Source organism: Peribacillus sp. NPDC101480 (genome assembly GCF_050277335.1).
Classification (GTDB): domain Bacteria; phylum Bacillota; class Bacilli; order Bacillales; family DSM-1321; genus Peribacillus.
In genome coordinates, this window is record NZ_JBNNSB010000005.1 from 299365 (window position 1) to 322144 (window position 22780).

General features: G+C 39.3%; 20 protein-coding genes. 5 read left to right on the forward strand and 15 right to left on the reverse strand.

What is annotated here, in order from left to right; genetic code table 11:
- Nucleotides 1-77 precede the first annotated feature (77 nt).
- From ACQKMF_RS18515 to ACQKMF_RS18525, 3 genes are all read left to right on the forward strand, one after another.
- Entirely contained in the window at nt 78-518 is a 441-nt protein-coding gene (locus tag ACQKMF_RS18515) for a hypothetical protein (protein ID WP_402937299.1), read from the forward strand.
- 233 nt (nt 519-751) lie between these two features.
- Entirely contained in the window at nt 752-1972 is a 1221-nt protein-coding gene (locus ACQKMF_RS18520) for a glycosyltransferase family 4 protein (protein ID WP_402937301.1), read from the forward strand.
- 145 nt (nt 1973-2117) lie between these two features.
- Entirely contained in the window at nt 2118-3032 is a 915-nt protein-coding gene (locus tag ACQKMF_RS18525; RefSeq protein WP_402937303.1) for an NAD-dependent epimerase/dehydratase family protein, read from the forward strand.
- A 546-nt stretch (nt 3033-3578) separates the two neighbouring features.
- On the opposite strand, the gene ACQKMF_RS18530 is transcribed toward ACQKMF_RS18525, so the two are convergent.
- From ACQKMF_RS18530 to ACQKMF_RS18545, 4 genes are all read right to left on the reverse strand, one after another.
- Nucleotides 3579-4427: a dTDP-4-dehydrorhamnose reductase family protein gene (locus ACQKMF_RS18530; RefSeq protein WP_101225081.1), complete on the reverse strand. Its 849-nt coding sequence runs from the start codon at nt 4425-4427 to the stop codon at nt 3579-3581.
- 1 nt (nt 4428) lies between these two features.
- Nucleotides 4429-5415, reverse strand: coding sequence for a polysaccharide biosynthesis protein (locus ACQKMF_RS18535; RefSeq protein WP_101225082.1), 987 nt, complete (start codon nt 5413-5415; stop codon nt 4429-4431).
- A complete protein-coding gene (gene wecB / locus ACQKMF_RS18540) occupies nt 5408-6499 on the reverse strand; it encodes a non-hydrolyzing UDP-N-acetylglucosamine 2-epimerase (RefSeq protein ID WP_101225083.1) in 1092 nt (363 codons plus the stop codon). Before wecB ends, ACQKMF_RS18535 begins: the two co-directional genes overlap by 8 nt.
- Nucleotides 6500-6892: 393 nt before the next feature.
- The gene (locus ACQKMF_RS18545; RefSeq protein ID WP_427574397.1) at nt 6893-8608 is read right to left on the reverse strand and encodes an ABC transporter ATP-binding protein; all 1716 of its coding nucleotides are present in this window, start codon (nt 8606-8608) and stop codon (nt 6893-6895) included.
- 220 nt (nt 8609-8828) lie between these two features.
- On the opposite strand from ACQKMF_RS18545, the gene ACQKMF_RS18550 reads away from it, so the two are divergent.
- Nucleotides 8829-10055, forward strand: coding sequence for an MFS transporter (locus ACQKMF_RS18550; protein WP_402937309.1), 1227 nt, complete (start codon nt 8829-8831; stop codon nt 10053-10055).
- A 208-nt stretch (nt 10056-10263) separates the two neighbouring features.
- On the opposite strand, the gene ACQKMF_RS18555 is transcribed toward ACQKMF_RS18550, so the two are convergent.
- The 8 genes from ACQKMF_RS18555 to ACQKMF_RS18590 form a co-directional block, all read right to left on the reverse strand.
- A complete protein-coding gene (locus ACQKMF_RS18555; RefSeq protein WP_402937311.1) occupies nt 10264-11526 on the reverse strand; it encodes a LysM peptidoglycan-binding domain-containing protein in 1263 nt (420 codons plus the stop codon).
- A gap of 176 nt (nt 11527-11702) precedes the next feature.
- Nucleotides 11703-12452: a (S)-benzoin forming benzil reductase gene (locus ACQKMF_RS18560; protein ID WP_402937313.1), complete on the reverse strand. Its 750-nt coding sequence runs from the start codon at nt 12450-12452 to the stop codon at nt 11703-11705.
- A 339-nt stretch (nt 12453-12791) separates the two neighbouring features.
- Nucleotides 12792-14249 (reverse strand): cardiolipin synthase, encoded by a 1458-nt coding sequence (cls, locus tag ACQKMF_RS18565; protein ID WP_101225088.1) that lies wholly within the window; start codon nt 14247-14249, stop codon nt 12792-12794.
- A 207-nt stretch (nt 14250-14456) separates the two neighbouring features.
- On the reverse strand, nt 14457-14720 hold the full coding sequence (locus ACQKMF_RS18570; RefSeq protein ID WP_054395644.1) for a metal-sensitive transcriptional regulator: 264 nt from the start codon (nt 14718-14720) through the stop codon (nt 14457-14459).
- Nucleotides 14721-14891: 171 nt separating this feature from the next.
- Nucleotides 14892-15335, reverse strand: coding sequence for a CoxG family protein (locus ACQKMF_RS18575; RefSeq protein ID WP_101225089.1), 444 nt, complete (start codon nt 15333-15335; stop codon nt 14892-14894).
- Nucleotides 15336-15489: 154 nt separating this feature from the next.
- Nucleotides 15490-16017 carry a DUF4309 domain-containing protein gene (locus tag ACQKMF_RS18580; RefSeq protein ID WP_230176002.1) on the reverse strand — a complete coding sequence of 176 codons (528 nt, stop codon included), beginning with the start codon at nt 16015-16017 and terminating at the stop codon, nt 15490-15492.
- Nucleotides 16018-16508: 491 nt separating this feature from the next.
- Nucleotides 16509-17939, reverse strand: a complete 1431-nt coding sequence (gene aspA, locus ACQKMF_RS18585; RefSeq protein ID WP_101225091.1) for an aspartate ammonia-lyase — start codon at nt 17937-17939, stop codon at nt 16509-16511.
- A gap of 23 nt (nt 17940-17962) precedes the next feature.
- Complete coding sequence (locus ACQKMF_RS18590) at nt 17963-18952, reverse strand: asparaginase (protein WP_402940056.1); 990 nt, start codon at nt 18950-18952, stop codon at nt 17963-17965.
- Nucleotides 18953-19181: 229 nt separating this feature from the next.
- On the opposite strand from ACQKMF_RS18590, the gene ACQKMF_RS18595 reads away from it, so the two are divergent.
- Nucleotides 19182-19556 carry a helix-turn-helix domain-containing protein gene (locus ACQKMF_RS18595; RefSeq protein WP_101225092.1) on the forward strand — a complete coding sequence of 125 codons (375 nt, stop codon included), beginning with the start codon at nt 19182-19184 and terminating at the stop codon, nt 19554-19556.
- Between the two features lie 430 nt (nt 19557-19986).
- On the opposite strand, the gene ACQKMF_RS18600 is transcribed toward ACQKMF_RS18595, so the two are convergent.
- The 3 genes from ACQKMF_RS18600 to mmuP form a co-directional block, all read right to left on the reverse strand.
- On the reverse strand, nt 19987-20154 hold the full coding sequence (locus tag ACQKMF_RS18600; protein WP_162878727.1) for a hypothetical protein: 168 nt from the start codon (nt 20152-20154) through the stop codon (nt 19987-19989).
- Between the two features lie 229 nt (nt 20155-20383).
- Nucleotides 20384-21346: a homocysteine S-methyltransferase gene (gene mmuM / locus ACQKMF_RS18605; protein ID WP_427574402.1), complete on the reverse strand. Its 963-nt coding sequence runs from the start codon at nt 21344-21346 to the stop codon at nt 20384-20386.
- Nucleotides 21343-22731 (reverse strand): S-methylmethionine permease, encoded by a 1389-nt coding sequence (mmuP, locus tag ACQKMF_RS18610; RefSeq protein WP_260357803.1) that lies wholly within the window; start codon nt 22729-22731, stop codon nt 21343-21345. Before mmuP ends, mmuM begins: the two co-directional genes overlap by 4 nt.
- Nucleotides 22732-22780: the final 49 nt, after the last annotated feature.

Genomic DNA, 22780 nt, shown 5'->3' on the forward strand with positions numbered 1-22780 from the left:
ATTATGAATAACTTGTCTATACAAAAACCTTCTCAAATTAATATGTTAGAGTATTCCAATAAAAGAGGTGTTATAATTTGGGAAAATTTTTAGATGCACAAACTTCACAGAATGCCAGTTATCGTGACTCCATCTCGATACCGGTCACCACTACACCTGCACTTTTCGGCACATTGGGCCTAAACACTACTGGTGCAGGACCGAATATCAGGGTCGAATTCACTTTCACCGCAACTCTTAGCTCTCTAGCTGCCATATTAACTCCCGTCAACATTGAAATTTATAGAGGGACAGGCGTAGGACGCGTACTGGTTTATTCAGCACAACTAACATTACCCGTTGCAGGTTTAGGTGTTGCCTCCGAAACGATCATCACCCTAGCAGGAGCGGACTTCAATCCACCATCCCCTAATAACTTTTTAGTATATCAATCGTTCATAAGTATACCTGGCGGAATTGTCATCGCACCGACTCGTACTGGCCCAGAAAGCTTTTTCGCAGCTGCATTTTCCAACTAAATACTTCTAAGGGCAATGAAGAATATTAGATTTACCGTGTTTATAATGGTGGCGAGTGCTTCTTGATTGGACAAGTACTCGTTTTTTTATGAAATGATATTCAAAAATATGGGAATCCCTTAAATAAGCTACATAAACCCATGTGATTCGTCTATAGCATCATTTTTTCCCCGAATAGTTATAAAGAGATAACTTAAAATGGAGTATCAAAAGCATGATAAGGAGAGATTACCGTGAAAATATTACTTGCCACTTTTTGGGTAACACCACATGTTGGCGGTGTATGGAACTATATGCAGCAATTAAAGGAAAAGCTTGAAACTCTTGGTCATGAGGTCGATTTCCTAAGCTATGGTGAAAACCATGAATATGTTCATATCATTAACGAAAATCGTAGAATAGATATGGATTCACTGCCTCAAGAAGTATTAATGGAACAACAAGATTCATCCCTCCATAGTGATCCAGTGATTGCTTATTATGCCTCAAAGTGTGATTTTTTTCAGTTTGCCGCTAATAATTTAGGATTGGAAAAATATGATGTCATTCATACACAAGATATATTTTCGACCGTCTGCATTAACCGGATACGAACCGAAAAAACTGCTCTGGTCGCTACCCTTCATGGTTGTGTCGCTCACGAGCTAAGGAGCGCGTACTACAGCTCCAATACGCAAAAGAAAAGCTATGCAAAACAAGGTTGTGATTATTTTAACCGACTCGAATATGAAGGTGCGACCTCGGCTGACTATACGATCGTAGCCAATGAATGGATGAGAAATATTTTAACGGATGAATTTCAAGTGCCGAAAGAGCAACTTAGCGTTTTTCACTATGGATATGATATTGAATCCTTCTTGAAGCGAACGAACGAAAAAACCGAGATCCAACGCCCAAATGATAAGAAAGTGATTATCTATACTGGTCGCCTGAATGAGTTTAAAGGAGTACATCATTTGATAAGCGCACTCAAGGAATTAAAAAAGACTAGAAGTGATTGGGTTTGCTGGATTGTTGGGGATGGTCCCAAAGAATTGGAGTTGAAAAACAAAAGCAAAGCGGAGGGATTGGAAAGTGATGTGATTTTTATGGGAAGGCGGGATGATGTTCCTTTTTTGTTATCTCTTTCGGATATCTTCGTTCTTCCAACATTGATGGAAAATCAGCCGTTGTCTGTAATTGAAGCACAAATCACCGGAAAAGCTGTCATTGCCAGTGATGTAGGAGGAGTACCAGAAATCATCGAACATGGAATTACAGGTGTATTATCACCTGCGGGGGATGAACAGATGTTAACCATGCATATCAATTATTTATTGGAGAATGAGTCCTATATGAAAACCCTTGGTTTAAATGCCCAAAAATGGGGGCTGGAACATTGGTCACCCGATAAAGCCGTCCAAAAGGTGCTAGGTGTATATGAAAACGCACTTTGCAAAAAGAGAAATAAATGATGTCTACAAGAAAGGTGCTAACCACTTATTGCGTCAGCACTTTTTTTCCTTTTTCCTTTCTTTTTTGGCAATGCTAGGTACCTGTTTAAGACATTTTTGAACGTATTACATACAATACTAAAAACATATAAGAGGAGTATGATGCATGAAGGCTATCGTGACAGGAGGGGCTGGGTTCATCGGTTCCCATCTCGTTGAAGAACTTATCTTAAATGGTGCCGAGGTACATGTATTGGATAACATGATATCCGGACACAAAGAATATGTACATCCAAATGCCATCATCCATACTGAAGATATATGCAGTGAGGCAGCTGTCCAAATCATCGCGAGTGAAAAGCCGGATGTCGTTTTCCATTTGGCTGCACAAGCTGATGTGAGCCGTTCCATACTTGAACCCCAATATGATGCTGATGTGAACATTAATGGAACAATTAATATTCTTCGGGCTTGTCATGAATCTTCTGTAAGTAAACTGATCTTTTCCTCCACCTCAGGAGTTTATGGCAATTTACAGAAAGAACTGATTTCCGAAGACGACCCGACAGGCCCCATTTCTTATTATGGATTATCAAAACTGACTGCCGAATCATATATCCGCCTGTTTCATCAGTTATATGGGCTCCCCTATACGATTCTTCGTTATGGAAACGTTTATGGGCCGAGACAAACAGCAAAAGGCGAAGGCGGAGTCGTCGCAGTCTTTTTGGAAAAACTCAAAAAAGGGATGCCTTTAAGCATTCACGGTGATGGTGAACAAACTCGTGATTTTATATATGTGAAAGATATAGTGCATGCTAACATCGCTTCGGTGAATCGTGGTAATCAAGAAACGATCCAGGTCAGCACTGCACAGAAAACATCAGTAAATCAACTCTTGGAAATGCTAGCACAAATTCATGGTTCAAAAGTGAGTACACTCCATTCAGCCGCAAGAACAGGAGATATCAAACACAGCTGCCTTGATAACAGGAAAGCACGGCAATCGCTGAATTGGTATCCAAAGACTGATATTTTCAAAGGGTTATCCGAAACCTATTCCTTCTCGAGTAAGAAGTAGTTACAATGATATCCCCCATGCTCCCCTTTAAGACCACTACCACATCGTGTATGGATCGCTTACCTTTACACCTCATACCGCTGCTACATTCAAAATTAAAGACGCACTAAAAAAGGGTTACGTTTTCAATCTATCATTTCTCCCGAAAACCCAAATTTTCGGGAGAATATCAGTGGTCATTTTTTGGATCGTTTATAAAAAGGATTCCATCGAGAAAGATGTTTTTTTAAAATCCTTCGTATAGTATTCATAAGTTGAACAATTTCTAAAGCATTACTCTATTTATTAACTCTTAATAAAATGGCAGCGCTTTCATAAAAATTTCACCTTTACACTCAATAGCTCAACGACTTTCGCCACTTATATTCCCCTCGGGTTTATATAATATCAACCTTACATTTTTGTTTTAAAGAAAAAGACCCCTCGGATAGTTAACTTTTTCATCAAAGCGATGCGAGGTTTCCTACACGAAGAGATCTTTACATAACATGACCATTTTCAGCCTGAACGAAATCTAGTCTTTTGGTCACGAATGGATTAAACCATTCAACCAATCGACTTGTTTTCTTCCTTTTTCCTCATCCAATCTCTTAATTCCACCAGCATTTCTTCGTAAGTAGGCAGTTTGTATTGAAAATCATTTCTTGTATTTTTAATGGTTCGATCTAAATTAATAAATGAATCAGGAATGATTTCCACATCGGTTTTCTTGAAGATTTGCTGTATCAATGTCAATAAGGCCGCTTTTGAGATCTTTTCATCTGAGCCAAGATGATATAACCCAGTAATGTTCTTTTGGATCATCGTGTCCAGTGCCTTAGCCAGCTCGAGAGTCGTTACACCATTCCATAGCACTTTTTCGTATCCTTTTATTTCTCCCTTTTGCTTCATGAACCAAAGAAATAAACCAATTCCATTTTCTTTTAGCTCCGGGCCGATTATGGAGGTTCGTATAGTCAAATGTTTTTCACTAATGATTTCACCCAAATGTTTTGATTGGCCATAAATTGTGGAGCTGTCGGGTACATCATTCTCAGTATAATCACCTTTTGACCCTGAAAATACACAATCTGTACTGATATGAATCAATTTTCCATTATTGCGTTCAGTCAATTTAACAAGCTGATGGGGAAAAACACTATTTACCTGAAAAGCGAGTTTCGTATTATCACTAGCATGCTCATTTAAAATGCCGATACAATTAATCGTAATGTCAGGTTTAACTTTATCCATGATTTCCTCTAGACTCGTTACATCGGTTACATCCAGATATAGTCCCTTATTATCATTCGGATCCCTTGACGTATAGGTCACCTGATACTTCGGGTCCTGTGTGAAATACTCCTTTATTACATGGCCTGCCATCCCTTGTCCACCAAGGACTAATACCTTCATGTTAAATAAAGCCCCCGTTCTTTAACATTTCCTCGATCTGGGCTTTATCCATAAGTCCTGTGCCAGAGTTATAGTCTTCTAAACTAACCGGCTGGTATTTAGAATAATGTTCTTTTATCCCATCTATGTGAATGGCCGGCAATATGACATAATACTCATCGTCATAGGCAATCGCCGTTGTGCTTTCATATTCTGAAAGCAGGATTTCATGGAGTTTTTCACCAGGACGGATGCCCAGGACATCTACACCTACATTTGTTTTCCCGGATGCTTCTATCAACACTTCAGCTAAGTCAATAATTTTACAGGAAGGCATTTTCATCACGAATATTTCTCCGCCGACACTTTCAAAAGTAGCCTTGAATACCAATTTTATCGCTTCTTGAATGGTTAGAAAGAACCTTGTCATATTCAAGTCCGTTATCCCGATTTTCCCCTTTTCCTTGATTTGCTTTTTGAATACATGAATGACGCTTCCATTCGTACCCATGACATTTCCTCCGCGGATACATACGAATCTAGTTTTCGTGTTTAATGTATTAGCGTGTATGATCAGTCTTTCCGCCATTGCTTTTGATAGACCATAAAAATTGGATGGATTCGAAGCCTTGTCGGTAGATATATTCACAACAGAATGCACATTACAGCTTATAGCTGCCTCTATTACATTCTGTGTTCCGATTACATTCGTCTTTAATGCTTCAATGGGCTGATCTTCACAAACAGGAACATGCTTTAATGCAGCCAAGTGGAAAATATAATCAACACCTTGGCAAGCTTCCAATAAAGCTTCCTTCTCTTTTATGTCTCCGATAATAAAATGCAATTTCGGATTATTATCAAACTCTTGTTTCATTGTGAATTGATTGGATTCATTTCTTGAGAAAATTCGTATTTCACGCGGTTCAAAATCCAGTAGTTGCCTTACCAATTCATATCCCCATGAGCCTGTACCGCCCGTTACCAAAATTGTTCGATTCTTAATCAATTTCATGGCCTCCCAGTATTATTTTAAGCACTTTATCTGAAACGTTTTTATGGTCGTAGCCTTCTGGAAAGGTCCAGTCTTTTTGCTGGTTAACCATAATCTTCACACAATTGACGATTTGTTCAGCATTAATTCCCGATAACATATTGCTGCCTGACTCAATTGTTTCAGGCCTTTCCGTAGTTTTTCGTATCGTAACCGCAGGAACATGGAACAAGCAACATTCCTCTTGGACGGTTCCGCTATCGGTCAGCACACAAAAAGCGCTTTTTTCAAGCTTAACGAAGTCGAAGAAACCAAATGGCTCATGGAATTCAATTAGTGGATGTACATCTAAATTGGGACTGAGTTCAATGCGGGATTTTGTCCGGGGATGTAAGCTGCATATGATTCTTTTTTGATAGGTTTCGGCAACCAAATTAATGCCTTTCATAATTTCCATCAAACGGTCTTCATAATCAACATTTTCGGCTCGATGGGCTGTTACGAGGAAATAATCCTCCTTTTTCAAATTCATTTTGTCCAAAATTCCACTTTGCTCGATCTCATTGTTGTAATGATTCAAAACTTCGTAAATAGGGTTTCCCGATAAATATATCCTTTTGCTGGGGATACCTTCTTTCAGAAGATTCTCTTTACTTTGAGGAGTGTAAGGTAAATTCAAGCTTGATACAGCATCAATGATCTTTCGATTTTTCTCCTCAGGCACTTCCAGGTCAAAGCAACGGTTTCCTGCTTCCATATGAATGACGGGTATTCCCAGTCTTTCTGCTAAGATGGAGCTGAGCCCGGAGTTCGTATCCCCCAACACTAATACTTTGTCTGGCTTTTCTTTTAATAGGATTGTCTCTAAATTCTTAAAGATCGCCGATAACTGTTCGCCGAGTGTTTTCTGTTGATTCAGCAAGACGTAATCGGGTTTCCTTACCTGTAACTGTTGGAAGAATATTTCGCTTAAGGATGTAGTGAAATTTTGTCCGGTGTGTACTAGTATATGTGAATCGGCATACTGATCCAATTTCTTTATAATGAGACTTAATCTGATGATTTCAGGTCGAGTCCCTAAGATGGTCATTACTTTCACGATTTGCACTCCTTACTCTTTTCTGGTATATGGCCTCTCCTTCTACCCTTTATTGTATGCACTGCCAATCCTATTGTTATAGGCTAACCTATTAGATTTCGGTCTATATAAAACAAATAACCGCGTTTATAGACAGCACTTCCAACTCCGGCCAAGACACGTTTAAAGACTTTTTTTAAATAAAAAAAGCCATGGAACGACTCCAAGTCTTTTTTGGTAGAACATCTGCCTTAGTACACTAAGCATTATCATCCTTATGAGGTAAATGTTTCATCCATTTTTCAAAAGCCTTGTTTGTTACCCTATGGAATTATGGGAAATCATTCTGAATTGAATTCCACTCCAATCTATTAAAAATGCTATATGTCCTTATGGGGACATATAGCATTTTTATCATTTTTGGAATTGTAATTGATGCAGATTGGCAAAAATGCCCCCCTGCTCAAGTAAGTCATCGTGACCGCCCTCTTCAGCAATTCCTTCTTCCGTAACAACCACGATCTTGTCAGCATTTCGAATGGTTGCCAATCGGTGTGCGATAATTAACGTAGTTCTGTTTTCAGCTAGTTCTGTAAGAGCCTGCTGAATTATTCTTTCCGTCTCAGTATCGAGTGCAGAGGTTGCCTCATCGAGAATTAATATTGGCGGATTCTTCAAAAACATCCTCGCTATTGCAATTCGTTGTTTTTGTCCTCCAGATAATTTCAAGCCACGTTCACCTATTTGAGTTTCATAGCCTTCTGGAAGTCCTTCAATGAAAGTCTCCAAATGGGCTTTCCTTGCAGCATCTTGAATTTGTTCATCCGATGCTCCAAGCATTCCGTACGCAATGTTCTCTTTTACTGTTCCTGTGAAAAGAAACACGTCTTGCTGGACTATGCCAATTTGTGAGCGCAATGATTTTTTCGTCATCTCACGAATATCAATTCCATCAATGGATATTGAACCGGCCTTAACATCATAAAATCTTGGGATCAATGAACATATGGTCGTTTTCCCAGCTCCCGAAGGCCCGACAAAAGCAATGGTCTCACCAGCCTTAATTGTAAGATCAATACCTTTTAAAACTGGCTTTTTGTCTTCATAGTTAAAAGAAACGTCTTTAAAGGAAATATCGCCTAAAAGGGTGGTTACCTCTATTGCATCCTTTTTATCGACGACATCTGGCGTTACATCCAGAAGTTCCGTAAAACGCTTAAAGCCGGCCATCCCTTTTGGATAGAGTTCCATCAACGCACTGATTTTGTCGATCGGCTTAAACAATACGTTAACATATAAGACGAATGCAACCAGTTCACCATAAGAGAGCTGCCCATGAAATGTTAGCCAAGCACCAAGCACCAACACGGCAAGGGTCATAAACCTCGTCATCATGTATATGCCCGATAAGCTAAAGGACATAACCTTATATCCAAGAAGTTTCGCTTTACGGAATCGGCGATTATTAGTAGCAAATCTTTTCATTTCATATGTTTCATTAGTAAAGGATTGTACAACCCTGACTCCTGAGACGCTATCTTCCACACGGGCATTTACATCCGCAACTTCTGTATACATTTTCTTCCAGGCTTTATTCATCTTTAAATTACTTATGACAATTAATAAAACGAGGAACGGTAAAATACAAACCGATACGAGTGCAAGTTTCACATTGATTGTCAACATAATCCAAAATGCGCCTATAAAAGTCATGAAGGCAATGAATAAATCTTCGGGACCATGGTGAGCAAGTTCCCCAATATCGAAAAGGTCATTGGTTATGCGGCTCATGATATGGCCGGTTTTCGTGTTATCAAAAAAACGAAAAGATTGTTTCTGCACATGCTCAAATAATTCTTCACGCATATCAGTCTCGATATTGATACCCAATTTGTGCCCCCAATACCCTACGATGAACTGTAAGAAGGTACTAATGATATAAAGGAGGAACAAACCGGCACTTACCGAAACAATTGCAGACCAGTCGTCGCCAGGCAGCAGTGTATCTATGAACCACTGAACAGCTAGCGGAAATGCAAGTTCTAGTACAGCAACGACCACTGCACTGAAGAAGTCAATAATGAATAACCGCTTATGCGGCAGGTAATATGAAGCAAAACGTCGAATCATCAAATTTTTCTCCTTTTTTACATATATTAAGGAGTATAATTCCATATTCAATATTCAGCAAGCATTTGAGAACCCCCTTGTTCATATTATGGTAAAATCATCTATATAAAACAGGCCAACCCGGCTCATGCAATCTAGTAAATTAAGGAGTGAATCCAGTGTAAAAATTATAACCATTCTAAATATCCATGAACTTTATTTTCGCAAAAGGATGGTATATATGAAAAACTCATCTTTTCGATACCTTTGGATCGGTCAGTCGTTTGCAAATCTAGGTGATATATTTTATGTAGTCGGGTTGATTTCATTATTATATACTTTGACGGGATCTGCCTTTTATTTGAGCTTGCTTCCGTTCACTACAACGATTTTTCGATTTATCAGCAGTTTACTCTCCCCCCTTGTCATCGACAGGTTTCCTTTAAAAAGGATCCTTGTACAATCTCAATGGTGGAAGTCCATCTTACTCGTTGGCCTAGGAATCTATATAACAAATTTCAATCATGGTTTTGCTGTTGCCGTCATTTGCTTCATTGCCTCCATTTCATTATTGGATGGAGTCGCTGCCCCGGTCAGCGCAGCTTTGGTTCCTCAATTAGTTCCGAAGGAAGAACGGATGAAAGCGAATGGTTTCTTGAATATGATCACCCAGACCATCTTTGTAGCAGGATGGCCACTAGGTTCCGTCTTATTGATAAGTACCAACAGCAGTTTCATCATTTGGCTTACGGTCATGCTTTTTGCCGTTTCAACGATCTATACAATGAAAATAGAAGTCTCAGAACGAACGACGGACTCTGTTGTTCCGTCAAACTGGGGTTCGATTAAATCCGGATGGGTTTCGATTCGACAAATCCCAACTATCCGTACACTCATTTCCATTGATTTTATAACTACTTTGGCTTCAAGCGTGTGGATGGCTGCCGTTATATATGTATATGTTGAACAGAACCTGGAACTAGGTGAGGAGTGGTGGGGATATATTAACACAAGCTACTTTGTCGGCATGATATTCAGTGGATTGATCGTCATCCGTTTTGCCAAGTTACTAGAAAAATATATAGGGTTCTTCATCACTTTCGGGATATTTCTCAGTTCAATGCTAACCCTGCTTTTTGGAACTACCAGTATTCCTGCTTTGGCTTTACTGCTGGCATGCCTGTACGGTCTCCCGGAACAAATCCGGGAAGTGATCTACACCAAGCTATTCCAAGACCATGCTTCGGAAAAGACTCTTGCAAAATTTCATGCAGTTTGGGGAGCCGTCATCAATCTTACATTTGCCGGCTCTGTCTTACTATTAGGCTATATAACGGAAACATACAGTGTAAAAACAACGTTCCAATTTTCTTCCACCCTGATATTCCTTGCCTTTCTTTATGCAATTTTTAAAAAGAAAGACTTACAGGGAAAAAAACATGAGCATTCGATACCAAATCAGTCATAAATATTCCTGGATGATGCATTCCATTCGGTTAACCGTTAAAGTAAAGGAGCCTTGGTTTTCCCTGGCTCCTTTTTATTGGTTCATAGCCATTCGAACGATATTGGCTCCCTTTAATTCTTCTAGATGTGATTGGCTTGCCCTGATAAAAGTTGCACAACCAAACAAGGGAAAAATATAACACTTCTATTCACCGCCTGCACCCATTCATCTATTTAATAATCAAAATATTCTTTTCTATAAACGCCCAATTCTGAGGGAATTCCAAACCAATCTGCCAATAAGTTGCACCTATCAGTTCATATGCATCAATCATTTCATATTTCGCGCTTATCGATCGAATATCTTCAAACCAAACCACATGATTCGAATTTTCTCTTTGATAAGCATAATTAGGTGATGCCGCAGACGTGTCAAAAGTTATTTCAGCGCCAGTTGCAATAGCAAGATTTTGGGCATTTTGAGCTGATAAAGCTTTCGTCTCGTGGCTTGGTACTACCCAATCGTATCCATACATAGGAAATGCCGACTGCAATTTATATTCAGGAATATTCGTCAAAGCATAACGAAGAACCTCGCCCATCCACCAAAGTGGGGAAATTGGTTCAGGCGGGCCAGTAGGATACCCATAGTCAATGGTCATCACGGCAACAAGATCGGCTACCTCTCCGATCCCCCGATAATCATGGCCGCCTACAATTCGATTATCAGGATTATCCGCTGTTTTTGCGTGTACGTTCACATGAAGGATCAGTTCGTTCAATCCCTCCTTTAATTCTTTTAAAAAAAGCACATAATCGGAACGCCGAGCAGGTGGTATGAATTCGATGTCCATACTGACACCCCCATACCCTTTCTCCCTAACGAATTTCAGCATACTATTGATTAAATTCGCTCTGTATACTGTACTAGCAAGGACATCACCCGCCAAATCAGCATCAAAATCACCATCTTGAAAGTTCCGGATCATCAATAGGGGTGTCACCCCGGTTTGCTCGCATTTCGCGATAAGCGGGAGATCATCACCATCAACGTATGCATTTCCTTCCCTTGTAAACGAATAAGCTACAATGGCTAAATAGGATAATTTATCACCATTCTCCTCAAGTGTTTCAAATACTATTCCACCTGAATTCGGAAAGGCAAAACCCAGCGTAATCAATTGATTTTTGTAAGGGGACGGAATCAAAATTACCGTGCCGACTTTAAGCGAGTTTGCAGCGATTCCTGGATTGGCTTCCTTGATTGCCGCTGCACTCGTTCCAAAACGACTGCCGATTCTAGTAAGGGTATCCTGACTTTTAATTAGATACCTTCGTCCCACCGCTTTTTCCTCAGGTATATACAATGCCAGGCCAGGAACCAAAGCTGTTGATTCCAAACCGTTGACTTCAATTAACCTCGATGGTTCAATTTTATTTTTTCTGGCAATTTCCCAAAGGCTGTCACCTTTTTTCACAATAATGATCGTCATTCATAACCCTCCAAACTCCCTCCAAAAAAGTTTATGTTATTCAGGTAATTGGATAGAACGAATTATCATATTTCCTTGAAGATATCCTGCTTTTTTATATAATAAGGGATCACTTAAAAAAGAGGCTGTCCAAACGGACAACCCCACGCTATTTTCGTTTCACATGCTTCCATTCATTAAAGAAAATTCTTAATATCGTAGAACTTCCCATTCTCCAAATCTTCCGATTCAAGAAGCTGCAAAAGTATATCTGCCACAAATTCGGGGCTTCTTAACATGCCCTTCTCTTTATATTCATGAAATTTGTCTCGATCGGAAAAGTCCCGTTCGTCTGCTGACCGGATTGTCCCTTGCATCGCCGTATCCATTACTCCAGGTGAAAAAGATATGAGGGACGTAGGGAAAGACGCTTTATCCTGCTCCACCCCTGCAACCCGTGTAAACATTTCTAGCCCCGCCTTAGTACTGCAATAGGCTGCCCAGCCATGATAAGGATTTTTTGCTGCACCTGATGATATGTTCACCATTACCTTCTTTCTGTTCGAGTCCTTTGTCTGTTTAATGAATTCATCAGCCAATACGATGGGTGCCATGAAATTCACCCGCATGCTTGTTTCCAAATTTACCATACCAAGCTCTCCTACCGGCTTTATCGGTTCAATAACGCCTGCATTATTAATGAAGTAAATGTCACTTGTATCATCGACAGCAGCAAGAATCTCATTGACTAAGGAAGGTAACTTTTCAGTTTCATTCAAGTCCATCGAAATAAATGTAAGTTTCTTCCCTGATCGGTCAGCCAGCCGCTGCATTTCAGGATTGGCTGTACGGGAAACTAAAATGCAATGATCACTCGTCTGCAAACATCCTTTGGCGATGGCAGCACCTAAACCTTTTGAAGCTCCTGTGATTATAAACGTTTTCATGACTTTTCCCCCTTTTATGGATATAAACTATTGTACCAAAATAGAGTTCGGAAGGGGCTCATCCCGAACCATGACATTAAGGCAAGACTTGTGATTCTTAATGTTTTTTCTGGTTTTATGAATGAATTGAAGAAATTACATTCCTCCTAAACAATGGCTAGCCGAGACGCCACAGGCGCTTGCTTTGATGATGCATAGCTGACAGTCGGCTGAAAGGGAGCGGATTTCTGAACAACTGGAACATTTCATAAAGAAAAAAACTGCAGGCAAACTCGCTTTTCTTCGAATTTGTCTACAGTCTGAGCAGACCATGTAGTAATGGTCCGTTTAGTTTAAAAATTATAATATCGGTGATACTAGCCTTGCAATGGACTCTTTAAAACGAATCCACTTGGAACGCTTTTCAAACTCTTCAATTGTAAGCTGCCTGCAAACTTCGACATCCTTATAAAAAATCCTTGTCAGTGTTTCTGCCATTCCTTCATCATAAATGAAGGCATTGACTTCAAAGTTCAATTTAAAACTACGGACATCAATGTTAGCTGTCCCCACCGAGGAGACCTCTTCGTCCACCACGATCATCTTCGCATGAATAAAGCCGTTATCATAGATGTATATCTTAGCTCCCGCTCTTAATAACTGCCCTGCATTGAAAGTTGTTGCCCAATAAACGAAAAGGTGATCAGGTTTATTCGGAATCATGATTTTCACATCTAATCCTGATAAGCTGGCAATCCTGAGTGCATCCAATAAACTTGCATCCGGTATGAAGTAGGGTGTTTGAATGAGAATCGATTTTTTTGCTGAAGAAATTAATTTAATATAGCCATTTTTAATTTGTTCCCATTCAGAATCCGGCCCACTTGTCACTATTTGCAAATCTATATTTCCTTGAGGCTTTACAATAGGGAAATAATGAGGTTGATACGTTATATCATGGTGCTTTGATGCCTGATTCCAATCCAAGATGAAACGGGTTTGAATGGCTTTGACAGCCGACCCCTTTATTCGAAGGTGTGTATCACGCCAAAAACCAAATTTCGGATTAAGCCCTAAATACTCATCTCCAACATTAAAGCCTCCAACATACCCAATTTTCCCATCTATGATGACGAGCTTTCGATGGTTACGGAAATTCAGGCGTAAATTTATAAATTTTAATTTGGATGGAAAGAATGCCTCCACTCGTCCTCCAGCCTGCCTAAATTCCTTGAAGAAACGTTTAGTCATCCCTCTGGAACCCAGCTCGTCATAAAGCAGCCGAACTTTGACGCCTTCATTCGCTTTTTTAGTCAATGCTTCAATGAATCGTTTACCCAAGCCGTCCCTTTGAATGATGTAATATTGTATATGTATATGGTTTTCGGCCGCTTCAATATCTTTAAAAAGCTGGTCAAACTTATTTTTCCCTTCCGTAAAAATATCGACTTGATTATCTTCAGTAAGCACGGCATCATTATTCCGGAGATGCATATAAATCAAATCACGATAATTACTTGAAGAAGCATTTCGAAATGGGAAATGATCCGTTGAAAGCTCTTCCATCTGTTTATCAAGGATTTCTTCAATCCCGATCTTCTTCTTGTCCTCCCATTGGAATAAGTGGGCGTGCCTTAAACTTGTTCCAAAAAGGAGATATAAAATAAAACCGACTACAGGCAGAAAATATAACACCAATAACCAAGCCCAGGTCGTGCTCGCTTCCCTTCTTTCAAAAAATATGACAATCGTGGCAAATAAAATATTTAGAATGATGACGAGGCCGAGCAAAACCGATGTAACATGCGTAAATTCCATAGCATACCCTCACTCAATTTTTATCCCTTTAAGGATACCATGCAAATTCTTTATATCAAAGGATTTGCTTATCAGAAATGAAAACAGAGAATTCACAAAAATGGACCTCTTCTTGTAGAGGCCCATTTTAAAAAATACATCCACCCCGGACACTTAAATTTCTCAGATTGGTCAGGTTGTCTTATCATCATCGTCCTAAAAATTACACTACCGGCTTTTCACCAATAAATTCACTGCTTCTTTAACTAGCTCTTCGGGATTCTTTTCTCCGGATTCATTAGCCTCCCGGACGCATTCTACAAGATTGGAACTTACTATTACCCCAATTGTCCTATCGATTGCCGATCTAGTGGCAGATAACTGCGTTACTACATCTCTGCAATCTTTGTTTTCCTCCATCATCTTCAATATCCCACGAAGCTGTCCTTCAATTCGCTTCACTCTATTTTTAACCTGCTTATCATACTCCATGTGATGCCTCCTGCCCCGCCTATTACTTATGAATCGTATCCAAACATCCATTATAAAAACCATTCAATTGATCAAAGGCTTTATAAAGAATATTACAATTTATAATACATACCACTAAGGTATAATTGTCAAGTGCCAATATCCAATAATGACAGCTGCAATATGTAATTTCTATTTTTGTACAAGGAGACTTTGTGCAACTGCCTCAGAAAACTCGATCGTCATTTGGGGAACGTAGGTTTTTAACAAAGCATTGACGATGGGGGCTTTGGCCCCTTTTGCCGTAATCGCAAGGCAGCCTGTCATTTTAGTCTGTCCAATTCCGCACTGTTCCGCTAAAAAATAACCGTGCCCCTCAAATTTTTCATTTAATCCCTTAAGATTAAATGTTACCTTATCAGGTTCAATCCATTCCAATATATTCACTTCAAGTTTAATTTTCTTCTTCATTAATCCCAAATCGCTTTTAAACTCCCAAATAAGTGTCTCCTCACTTATCATCTCATGATTGATATATCCTGGGACAAGAGGTGCCCAACGGTCAATGCTACTTACAAATCCCCATACTGTTTTTATTGAAACAGGTAAAATGATACTATGCACACCTTCTGACAAAGCAAATCCCCCTTAATCATTCTACTTACATCTTTTTAATGTATGGCTGAACAATATTGAATAGAACGGTAAGTTTAGATTCTTAAACAAAATTCTCCCGGTGGTAGCAAAGAATCGCCCCTCTGCAATAAAGGGACGATCCTTTTTTTACTTATTAATCTGACGCGAATTCAACCGTATACATATTCAAGCTTGGATCTGGGTTAATCCAGGCGCTTTCAAACACGAAGACCACTTTATAATTTGCGGAATCGGTATAAGTGACATAGTACATCCCTTCTTGCTCCACTTCACTTACAGGTTCACCAATCAATTCCTTCAGCATGGATAAATGGATGGTTTGCAATTTCGGATCAAAATCATCAATGGCTGTAATCGTCTTTCTACCTGTTGAACCGTCATAGAGGAATCGAACATTACGGCTCCAATAATTGGCTGCAACGGTACTTAAATCTTCCGGTGCCCCCCAGGCTTTTTCCACTTTCTTCAACGAATCACCTACAGAAAATGGTCCACTGCTAATGGATTGTTGGGATTCGTAGGCCAAACCCATGATCTGCCTAATCAAAAGGTCTGGCGTGGATTGCGATGAAATTGAATCTGATGAAGCAAATGCAGCCTGCCCACTAAACATGAGAAATGCGAGCATTAGAAATGTAACGCTTCGGATAAAACGATTCACTTGTTTCAAAGTTACCCTCCTTTTTCACCTGGAAATGACTGATTACATTATATTAAATATCTTGAAAAAAATGAAAAGTTACGTATGTCATTTCATTTGGTTTTACACACGATTAATATTCATCGGAACTTTGGACACATACCCTTCGTTCAAAAAAAATCTTTAAATGAAATATTAAAGCCGATTAAGCCATTTAAAGTGAGCCACATTTTTTAAAATAAATTCTCCTGATTTAAAACTTCCCCATCCCCCATAGGTATTCTAAGGGAGATGGTTTTTTTATGAATAGTTAAACACCTACAAGATTTAGATGGACGATCAAAAAAATAACAGAATATTCAGTTTTCAATACTCGCAAGCAGAGTTGACAAACTGTTAGGTAACATTTCATATGTATGTAATTAATGACTATGCCTTAAAACCAACGGTCCTAAAGGCATAGTCATTACATCAAAAATAAGATAGATTAATGCATTCTACTAATATACTGGTTATTGCCGATCAAAAAGAGAAGCTCCCGCTATGCCGGGCTTTGTCATCTCATAAGGATTTAGAATCAGATCCAATTCTTCCTCTGTCAGTACATCATATTGTAAACAAAGTTCGCGAACTGATTTGCCTTTTAATATCGCTTCCCGGGCAATACGTGAAACCACTTCGTATCCAAGGTGCGGATTGACTGCTGTAATCACTCCAACACTTTGTTCGACATAATCTTTTAAATGTTGCTCATTTGCTTCAATGCCTTCTAAACAATAATCTGTAAAGACATTGAAAGCATTGTTCATAATGCTGATTGACTGCAATAAGTTGAATACAAGCACTGGCTCCATTACATTCAACTCGAGTTGTCCTGCTTCTGATGCTAAGCAAATCGTATTATCGTTCCCGATCACTTGGAAAGCGACTTGGTTAATCAATTCTGGCATTACTGGATTTACTTTTCCTGGCATGATGGATGAACCTGGTTGACGAGCTGGAAGTGTGATTTCCCCTAATCCCGCTCTTGGTCCTGAAGCCATCAAACGTAAATCATTAGCAATTTTAGACATATTCATCATACATACTTTCAATGAAGCTGACACTTCAGTATAAGCATCCGTATTTTGAGTTGCATCTACTAAATGTTCTGCTCCTACAAGCGGCAAGTTACTGATCTCAGCTAAATATGTAACAACATTTTCAATGTAACGCGGATCTGCGTTCAATCCCGTTCCCACTGCTGTTGCTCCCATATTCACTTCATATAAATGTTGACGTGATTGACTGATTCGTTTTATATCGCGATCCAACACACGACTGTAAGCCTCAAATTCTTGACCAAGGCGAATTGGCACTGCGTCCTGAAGATGTGTGCGTCCCATTTTGATAACATGATCAAATTGTTTTGCTTTATTCTTTAAGACCGTACTCATCTTGGTCATTGTTTGCAACAATTGCTCTAAAAGTCGTAGTGTTGATAAATGAATGGCAGTAGGGAATACGTCATTGGTTGATTGCGACATGTTAACATGGCTATTTGGACTAACATGTGCATAATCACCTTTATTGTGTCCCATAAGTTCTAACGCACGGTTGGCAACGATTTCATTGATGTTCATATTCATCGATGTCCCTGCGCCGCCTTGAATTGGGTCAACGATGAAATATTCATGCCACTTTCCATCAATCACTTCTTCAGAAGCTTTGACGATAGCGCTTCCAATACCATCATATAACCTTTTGGTATCCATATTTGCTAAAGCGGCTGCTTTTTTAATCATCGCTAGTGCACGAATCATTTCTTCATTGACTTTGTAACCGGTAATCGGAAAATTCTCTACAGCGCGTAGAGTTTGTATTCCATAATAAACATCTGCCGGAATTTCCTTTTCCCCAAGAAAGTCTTTCTCGATTCGGTATGTTCTCTCTTCTATCAACATTTCCTCTTGCCCCTTTGTTTGTTCTAGAATGTGATGTCCTCTGCAATCGGTGTTTCCATCATTTCCTTCACTTTTTTAGGATCCCGTGTCTTGGCTAAAATCCACATCAACTTCGGAATGATGGCTTCTGTATTCATATTTCTGGAACGAATGATGACATTCTTGTTCACTTTTCGTCCAACTTCGTAAATATCCATATCTTCCCCTTCTTCTAAACATTGGGTAGTAATGACTACGGATATTCCGCATTGTACTAACTCATTCAATTTTTCTAAAATATTTCTTCCTTGAAAGGGAATACCACCGCTTCCATAACTTTCAATTACGATTCCCCGACATTGATTTTTCAGGAAATCAAAGAATTCAGGCTTAATACCGGGATGCAGCTTAACCAAAGCAACATCAGTACATAGGGAAGCATCTAACTTAGCTTCCTTATTCTTTGGTGAATGAACTGGCTTTAGATACTCAATTTTATCTTTGAATATGGTAGCAATATAAGGATAGTTAATACTTTCAAATGAATCATAGCTTTTCGTTCTCAATTTAATGGCTCTCGTACCCTGGATGACTCTACCATCAAAAACAACATATACTCCTCCAATATCTTCACAAGCAAACCGAATTGCATCAGAGATATTTCTTTTGGCATCTGTCTTTTTAAAGGCAATTGGGATCTGAGAACCTGTAATGACGATTGGTTTCCCTAAATCTTGTAACATATATGAGAGCGCAGCTGAAGTGTAAGCCATTGTATCTGTTCCATGGGTAATCACAAAGCCATCGTAATCATGGTAGTGCTCATGGATGGATTGTGCCATTTCTGTCCAATCTTCCGGCTGCATATTTGTACTATCAATATTCATCAAAGGCTTACTATCAATCTTGCATAGTAAATCCAATCCCGGTAGGTGACCTAAAATGTCGTCAGCTTTCATCTCTGGAACCAGTCCATTTTTTCCTTCTAACGATGCAATTGTACCACCTGTAGTAATCAACATCAACTTCTTGATTTTTGACTTCAACTTCTCCAATATACTACCCCCTATATAGCCTCCCTGTTTCACACTCATTCTTATCATTTCAGAAAAGGATGTTTCGCTGCAAATGTACATGTTACGCGTACACCACATGTTATTATAGTCATGTTTCATAGTGAAATCAAGCTAAAATTATTCATTACGCGTACACTTATTTCAATTTGATGTTATAATGGATTTATATAAAAGGAGAGTAATAAGAATGATTTTAAATAGATTGACTTCATTAAGGAAGGCCAAAAGATGGTCTTTACAATATACCGCTGACAGACTTGGAATCGCCAAGAGTACCTATGCAGGTTATGAATCGGGCCACCGCCGCCCTTCATTAGAAACGATTAATTTATTGGCAGGCCTATATGATACATCCACTGATTACATTCTAGGTCGGGTAGATCATCCAGCTAAAGATATTACCACAGAGTCACCTCAAGTCATGGAATTAACGGATTTACCAAATATGGAGCTAGCCGTTGATGGAATCTCTCTTTCTGAAGAGGAGACGATTCAATTTATCGCTTTTATTAGAGCAAAACGAGAAGTGGAAATAAATCGCGATAAACAAAATGAAACATAGCAGAAATTGGGCTTAAGACTTGTATATGGGGGACGAACCGTACTTCATCAGGTACTTATAATATTCACGATTTACCTGGCATGATTTATATCTAACACTGTAAAAATTCCAGGGTTTTAACCAGTTAGGGTAGCCGGTTCCGATTAATTAAGTTCGCCCTTTTTAGACGTTACCCTTAATTATTTCTGGATGACAATGCAGGTTATACTTCCTTCTTAGTGACTTAAGACTAATACTAATGATGCGTGATGCGCCAAGCTGAGAAATTTAAGTTTTATTATTTATATAGAAGAAAGTCGGCTTATTATTTAGCTTACTTCCTTTTCCAACAAGGTATGATAGATATCTGTTCCCCTCCTGATTTATTAGTAATGAAAGAAAAAACCATAGCAAAAGCTCATGGTTTCCCCCCCGTATATACATGAATTATTTAAGGCATCTCGTCTTCTTTTTCCCGATTTTTAAAAGCTTCATGTGTGACAATATCCTCGATTTGTTCATACTGCCGGCTGTGTTCCTTCTCTTCGCTAATTCTATTATTAGGTAAATTTCCCGGATGGCCTTTTTCTTTGTGATTAAAATTTTTACCACGGCTCATACTCATTTCTCTCCTTTCTATTCATTGTTTGTTTAGTTTTCCCAAGCACACAAATATTATGATTTAATTTCTCCTATTCCTGTTTTTGAAGCGGTTTCTTTTTCAGCCTAAGAGATATGATAACTCGAATTTGAATAATGAATTCATAAAGAACAGGAACTGCCTAATTATGACGCTTCCTGTTCCTTTTAGTGGCCTATATCATACATACTTTAAAACAGTACAAGGGCTAGGAGGATACCACCACGGAAGGTCGCCACTTTCTTGAAATGTCTTCAATATGATGTGGTGCCGTTCTACAGCATCCTCCAATTAAACGCGCCCCTGCATGTTGCCATTCTTCAGATTTCAGGTCGAGCCTATTACATGATTCTTGACCATGCCATGTTTTAGTTTCCGGATTATATGTTTCACCTGAATTCGGATAAACAATGATTGGTTTATCCGTGTTTGCACGCAGCACCTGGATGGCTTCCGTGATACATGAAACTGGCGCACAGTTGATGCCGATTGCTGCAATTTGCTCACTGTCCCCAAACAATCTTGTACACTCCTCGAGTGAAGTACCGTCACTTATCGCTTTTTCATTTTTCAATGAAAAGGATAGCCAAGCATACACTTCTGGATAATCCTTCAATAATGAATATAATACCTTTGCTTCTTGCAGGGAAGGAATCGTTTCAAATGCTAAAAGGTCAGCTCCTGCTTCAATCAACGCTGATATTCGTGAGCTATGGAATGCAATTAAAGTTTCATCCGAAACACCATAGTTTCCTACATATTCTGAACCATCTGCAAGATAAGCCCCATAAGGCCCAACAGATGCAGCAACCAATGGCTTAGGCCTAAGCGTTTGATTTTTTTCCTTCCAAAAATCATCTCTTGCTTTTCTTGCGAGTAAAACCGTTTTCCGGATTAGCTCCAAAGCCTCTTTTTCTTGTATTCCGCGGAGTGCGAAACCTTCAACAGTGGCTTGGTAGCTAGCCGTAATCGCACAATCCGCTCCAGCACGAAAATAGTCAGAATGCACTTGATAAATCACTTCTGGATTTTCAAGTAATACACGTGCAGACCAGAGCGGGTCGTCCAAATCACATCCATGCCTCTCTAGCTCTGTAGCTAAAGCTCCGTCTAAAATCATGACTGAATGATCTCGTAAAATAGCGTCAATTGGGTTAGTTTTAATGTTCATGATCTACTCCTCTTTTCTTTATGGTTTTGTGTCAGATAATAACTTCCATAGCAAATCAAAATAAATGGAATGCCACAATATAGTGCAATTCGTTGTGTAGGATCAAATGCAATTCCTATGCAAGAAGCTAGGCATAGCATAAAAGAAACGATTGGTACGAGTGGATATAATGGCGTTCGATAAGCTAAGTCATTTACTGAATTTCCTTCGTTTATATATCGTCTGCGAAATAGAAATTGCGACATGCTAATACTCATCCAAACTACAACAACGGCTAGTCCAGAAATGGATACAAGCACTATGTAAACAGTATCCGGTGCAATAATACTCGAAAACAGGGCTAAGCAGCCGCCCAACATACTGAAAAGGACTGCATTTATCGGAACTCCCCGTTTTGTCAATTTTGCAAATATTGGTGATATAGTTTCCTTATCTGCAAGTGACCAAAGCATTCTGGATGCCGCATACAGTCCTGAGTTTGCAGCAGACAAAATGGCAGTTAATATAACAAAGTTCATAATATCCGCTGCATATGGCACACCAATCCGTTCAAGAACTGCCACAAAGGGGCTTTCTAATACGCTTGCATCCGAAATAGGCAATAATGCGGATAATACAACGATGGTTCCTACAAAAAAGATAATCAATCTCCATAATGTCATACGGATTGCCTTTGGTATCGTTTTTTCTGGATTCACAGTTTCTCCAGCTGCAATTCCAATTAATTCAGTTCCAGAGAATGCGAAATTCACCGCAAGCATCGTCATTATAATGGCAAAAGCACCATTCGGAAATAAACCTTCACTTGTAAAATTGGAGAATAACGGAGCGGATTGTGAATGAATTATTGGAATGAAACCTAGCATTGCCGCTGCTCCCAAAATAATGAAAATCACAATGGCAAATACCTTTATAGACGCAAACCAGAATTCGGATTCAGCGAAAAATTTAACGGTCCACGCATTTAATGCCAAAACCAATATGGCAAATAGTGCACTCCATATCCAGACATTGATTGATGGAAACCATCTCTGCATCAACAATCCTGCAGCCGTGAATTCCGAACCAAGTGCAACTGTCCAAGTTAGCCAATACAACCAGGCTACTGTATACCCTGTCCCAGGACCTATGTATTTAGCTGAGTAGCTATGAAACGCACCTGTCTCGGGCATATGTACTGCCAGTTCCCCTAGACATAGCATGACTAGATAAACCACTAATGCCCCAATCAGATACGAAAGGATGGTGCCAAACGGGCCTGCCTGTTGAATCGTATAACCCGAACTTAAGAATAAACCTGTTCCAATCACCCCGCCAAGCGATAGCATTATTATATGCCGTGCCTGCATTTTCCTTTGAAAATCATGCTTCCTTTTGTTCTCCATTCTTACTCTCCTTTATCTTGCATCCAGAAAAAACGAAAACGCACTCTAA

Excerpts from the sequence above, each read along its gene's own strand:
- ACQKMF_RS18525 (WP_402937303.1), top strand. The coding sequence starts at position 2,118 with ATGAAGGCTATCGTGACAGGAGGGGCTGGGTTCATCGGTTCCCATCTC.
- ACQKMF_RS18550 (WP_402937309.1), top strand. The coding sequence starts at position 8,829 with ATGAAAAACTCATCTTTTCGATACCTTTGGATCGGTCAGTCGTTTGCA.
- ACQKMF_RS18570 (WP_054395644.1), bottom strand. The coding sequence starts at position 14,720 with ATGGAGTATGATAAGCAGGTTAAAAATAGAGTGAAGCGAATTGAAGGA.
- mmuM (WP_427574402.1), bottom strand. The coding sequence starts at position 21,346 with ATGAACATTAAAACTAACCCAATTGACGCTATTTTACGAGATCATTCA.
- ACQKMF_RS18545 (WP_427574397.1), bottom strand. The coding sequence starts at position 8,608 with ATGATTCGACGTTTTGCTTCATATTACCTGCCGCATAAGCGGTTATTC.
- ACQKMF_RS18595 (WP_101225092.1), top strand. The coding sequence starts at position 19,182 with ATGATTTTAAATAGATTGACTTCATTAAGGAAGGCCAAAAGATGGTCT.
- mmuP (WP_260357803.1), bottom strand. The coding sequence starts at position 22,731 with ATGGAGAACAAAAGGAAGCATGATTTTCAAAGGAAAATGCAGGCACGG.
- aspA (WP_101225091.1), bottom strand. The coding sequence starts at position 17,939 with ATGTTGATAGAAGAGAGAACATACCGAATCGAGAAAGACTTTCTTGGG.
- ACQKMF_RS18600 (WP_162878727.1), bottom strand. The coding sequence starts at position 20,154 with ATGAGCCGTGGTAAAAATTTTAATCACAAAGAAAAAGGCCATCCGGGA.
- ACQKMF_RS18530 (WP_101225081.1), bottom strand. The coding sequence starts at position 4,427 with ATGAAGGTATTAGTCCTTGGTGGACAAGGGATGGCAGGCCATGTAATA.
- cls (WP_101225088.1), bottom strand. The coding sequence starts at position 14,249 with ATGGAATTTACGCATGTTACATCGGTTTTGCTCGGCCTCGTCATCATT.
- ACQKMF_RS18560 (WP_402937313.1), bottom strand. The coding sequence starts at position 12,452 with ATGAAAACGTTTATAATCACAGGAGCTTCAAAAGGTTTAGGTGCTGCC.
- ACQKMF_RS18555 (WP_402937311.1), bottom strand. The coding sequence starts at position 11,526 with ATGACGATCATTATTGTGAAAAAAGGTGACAGCCTTTGGGAAATTGCC.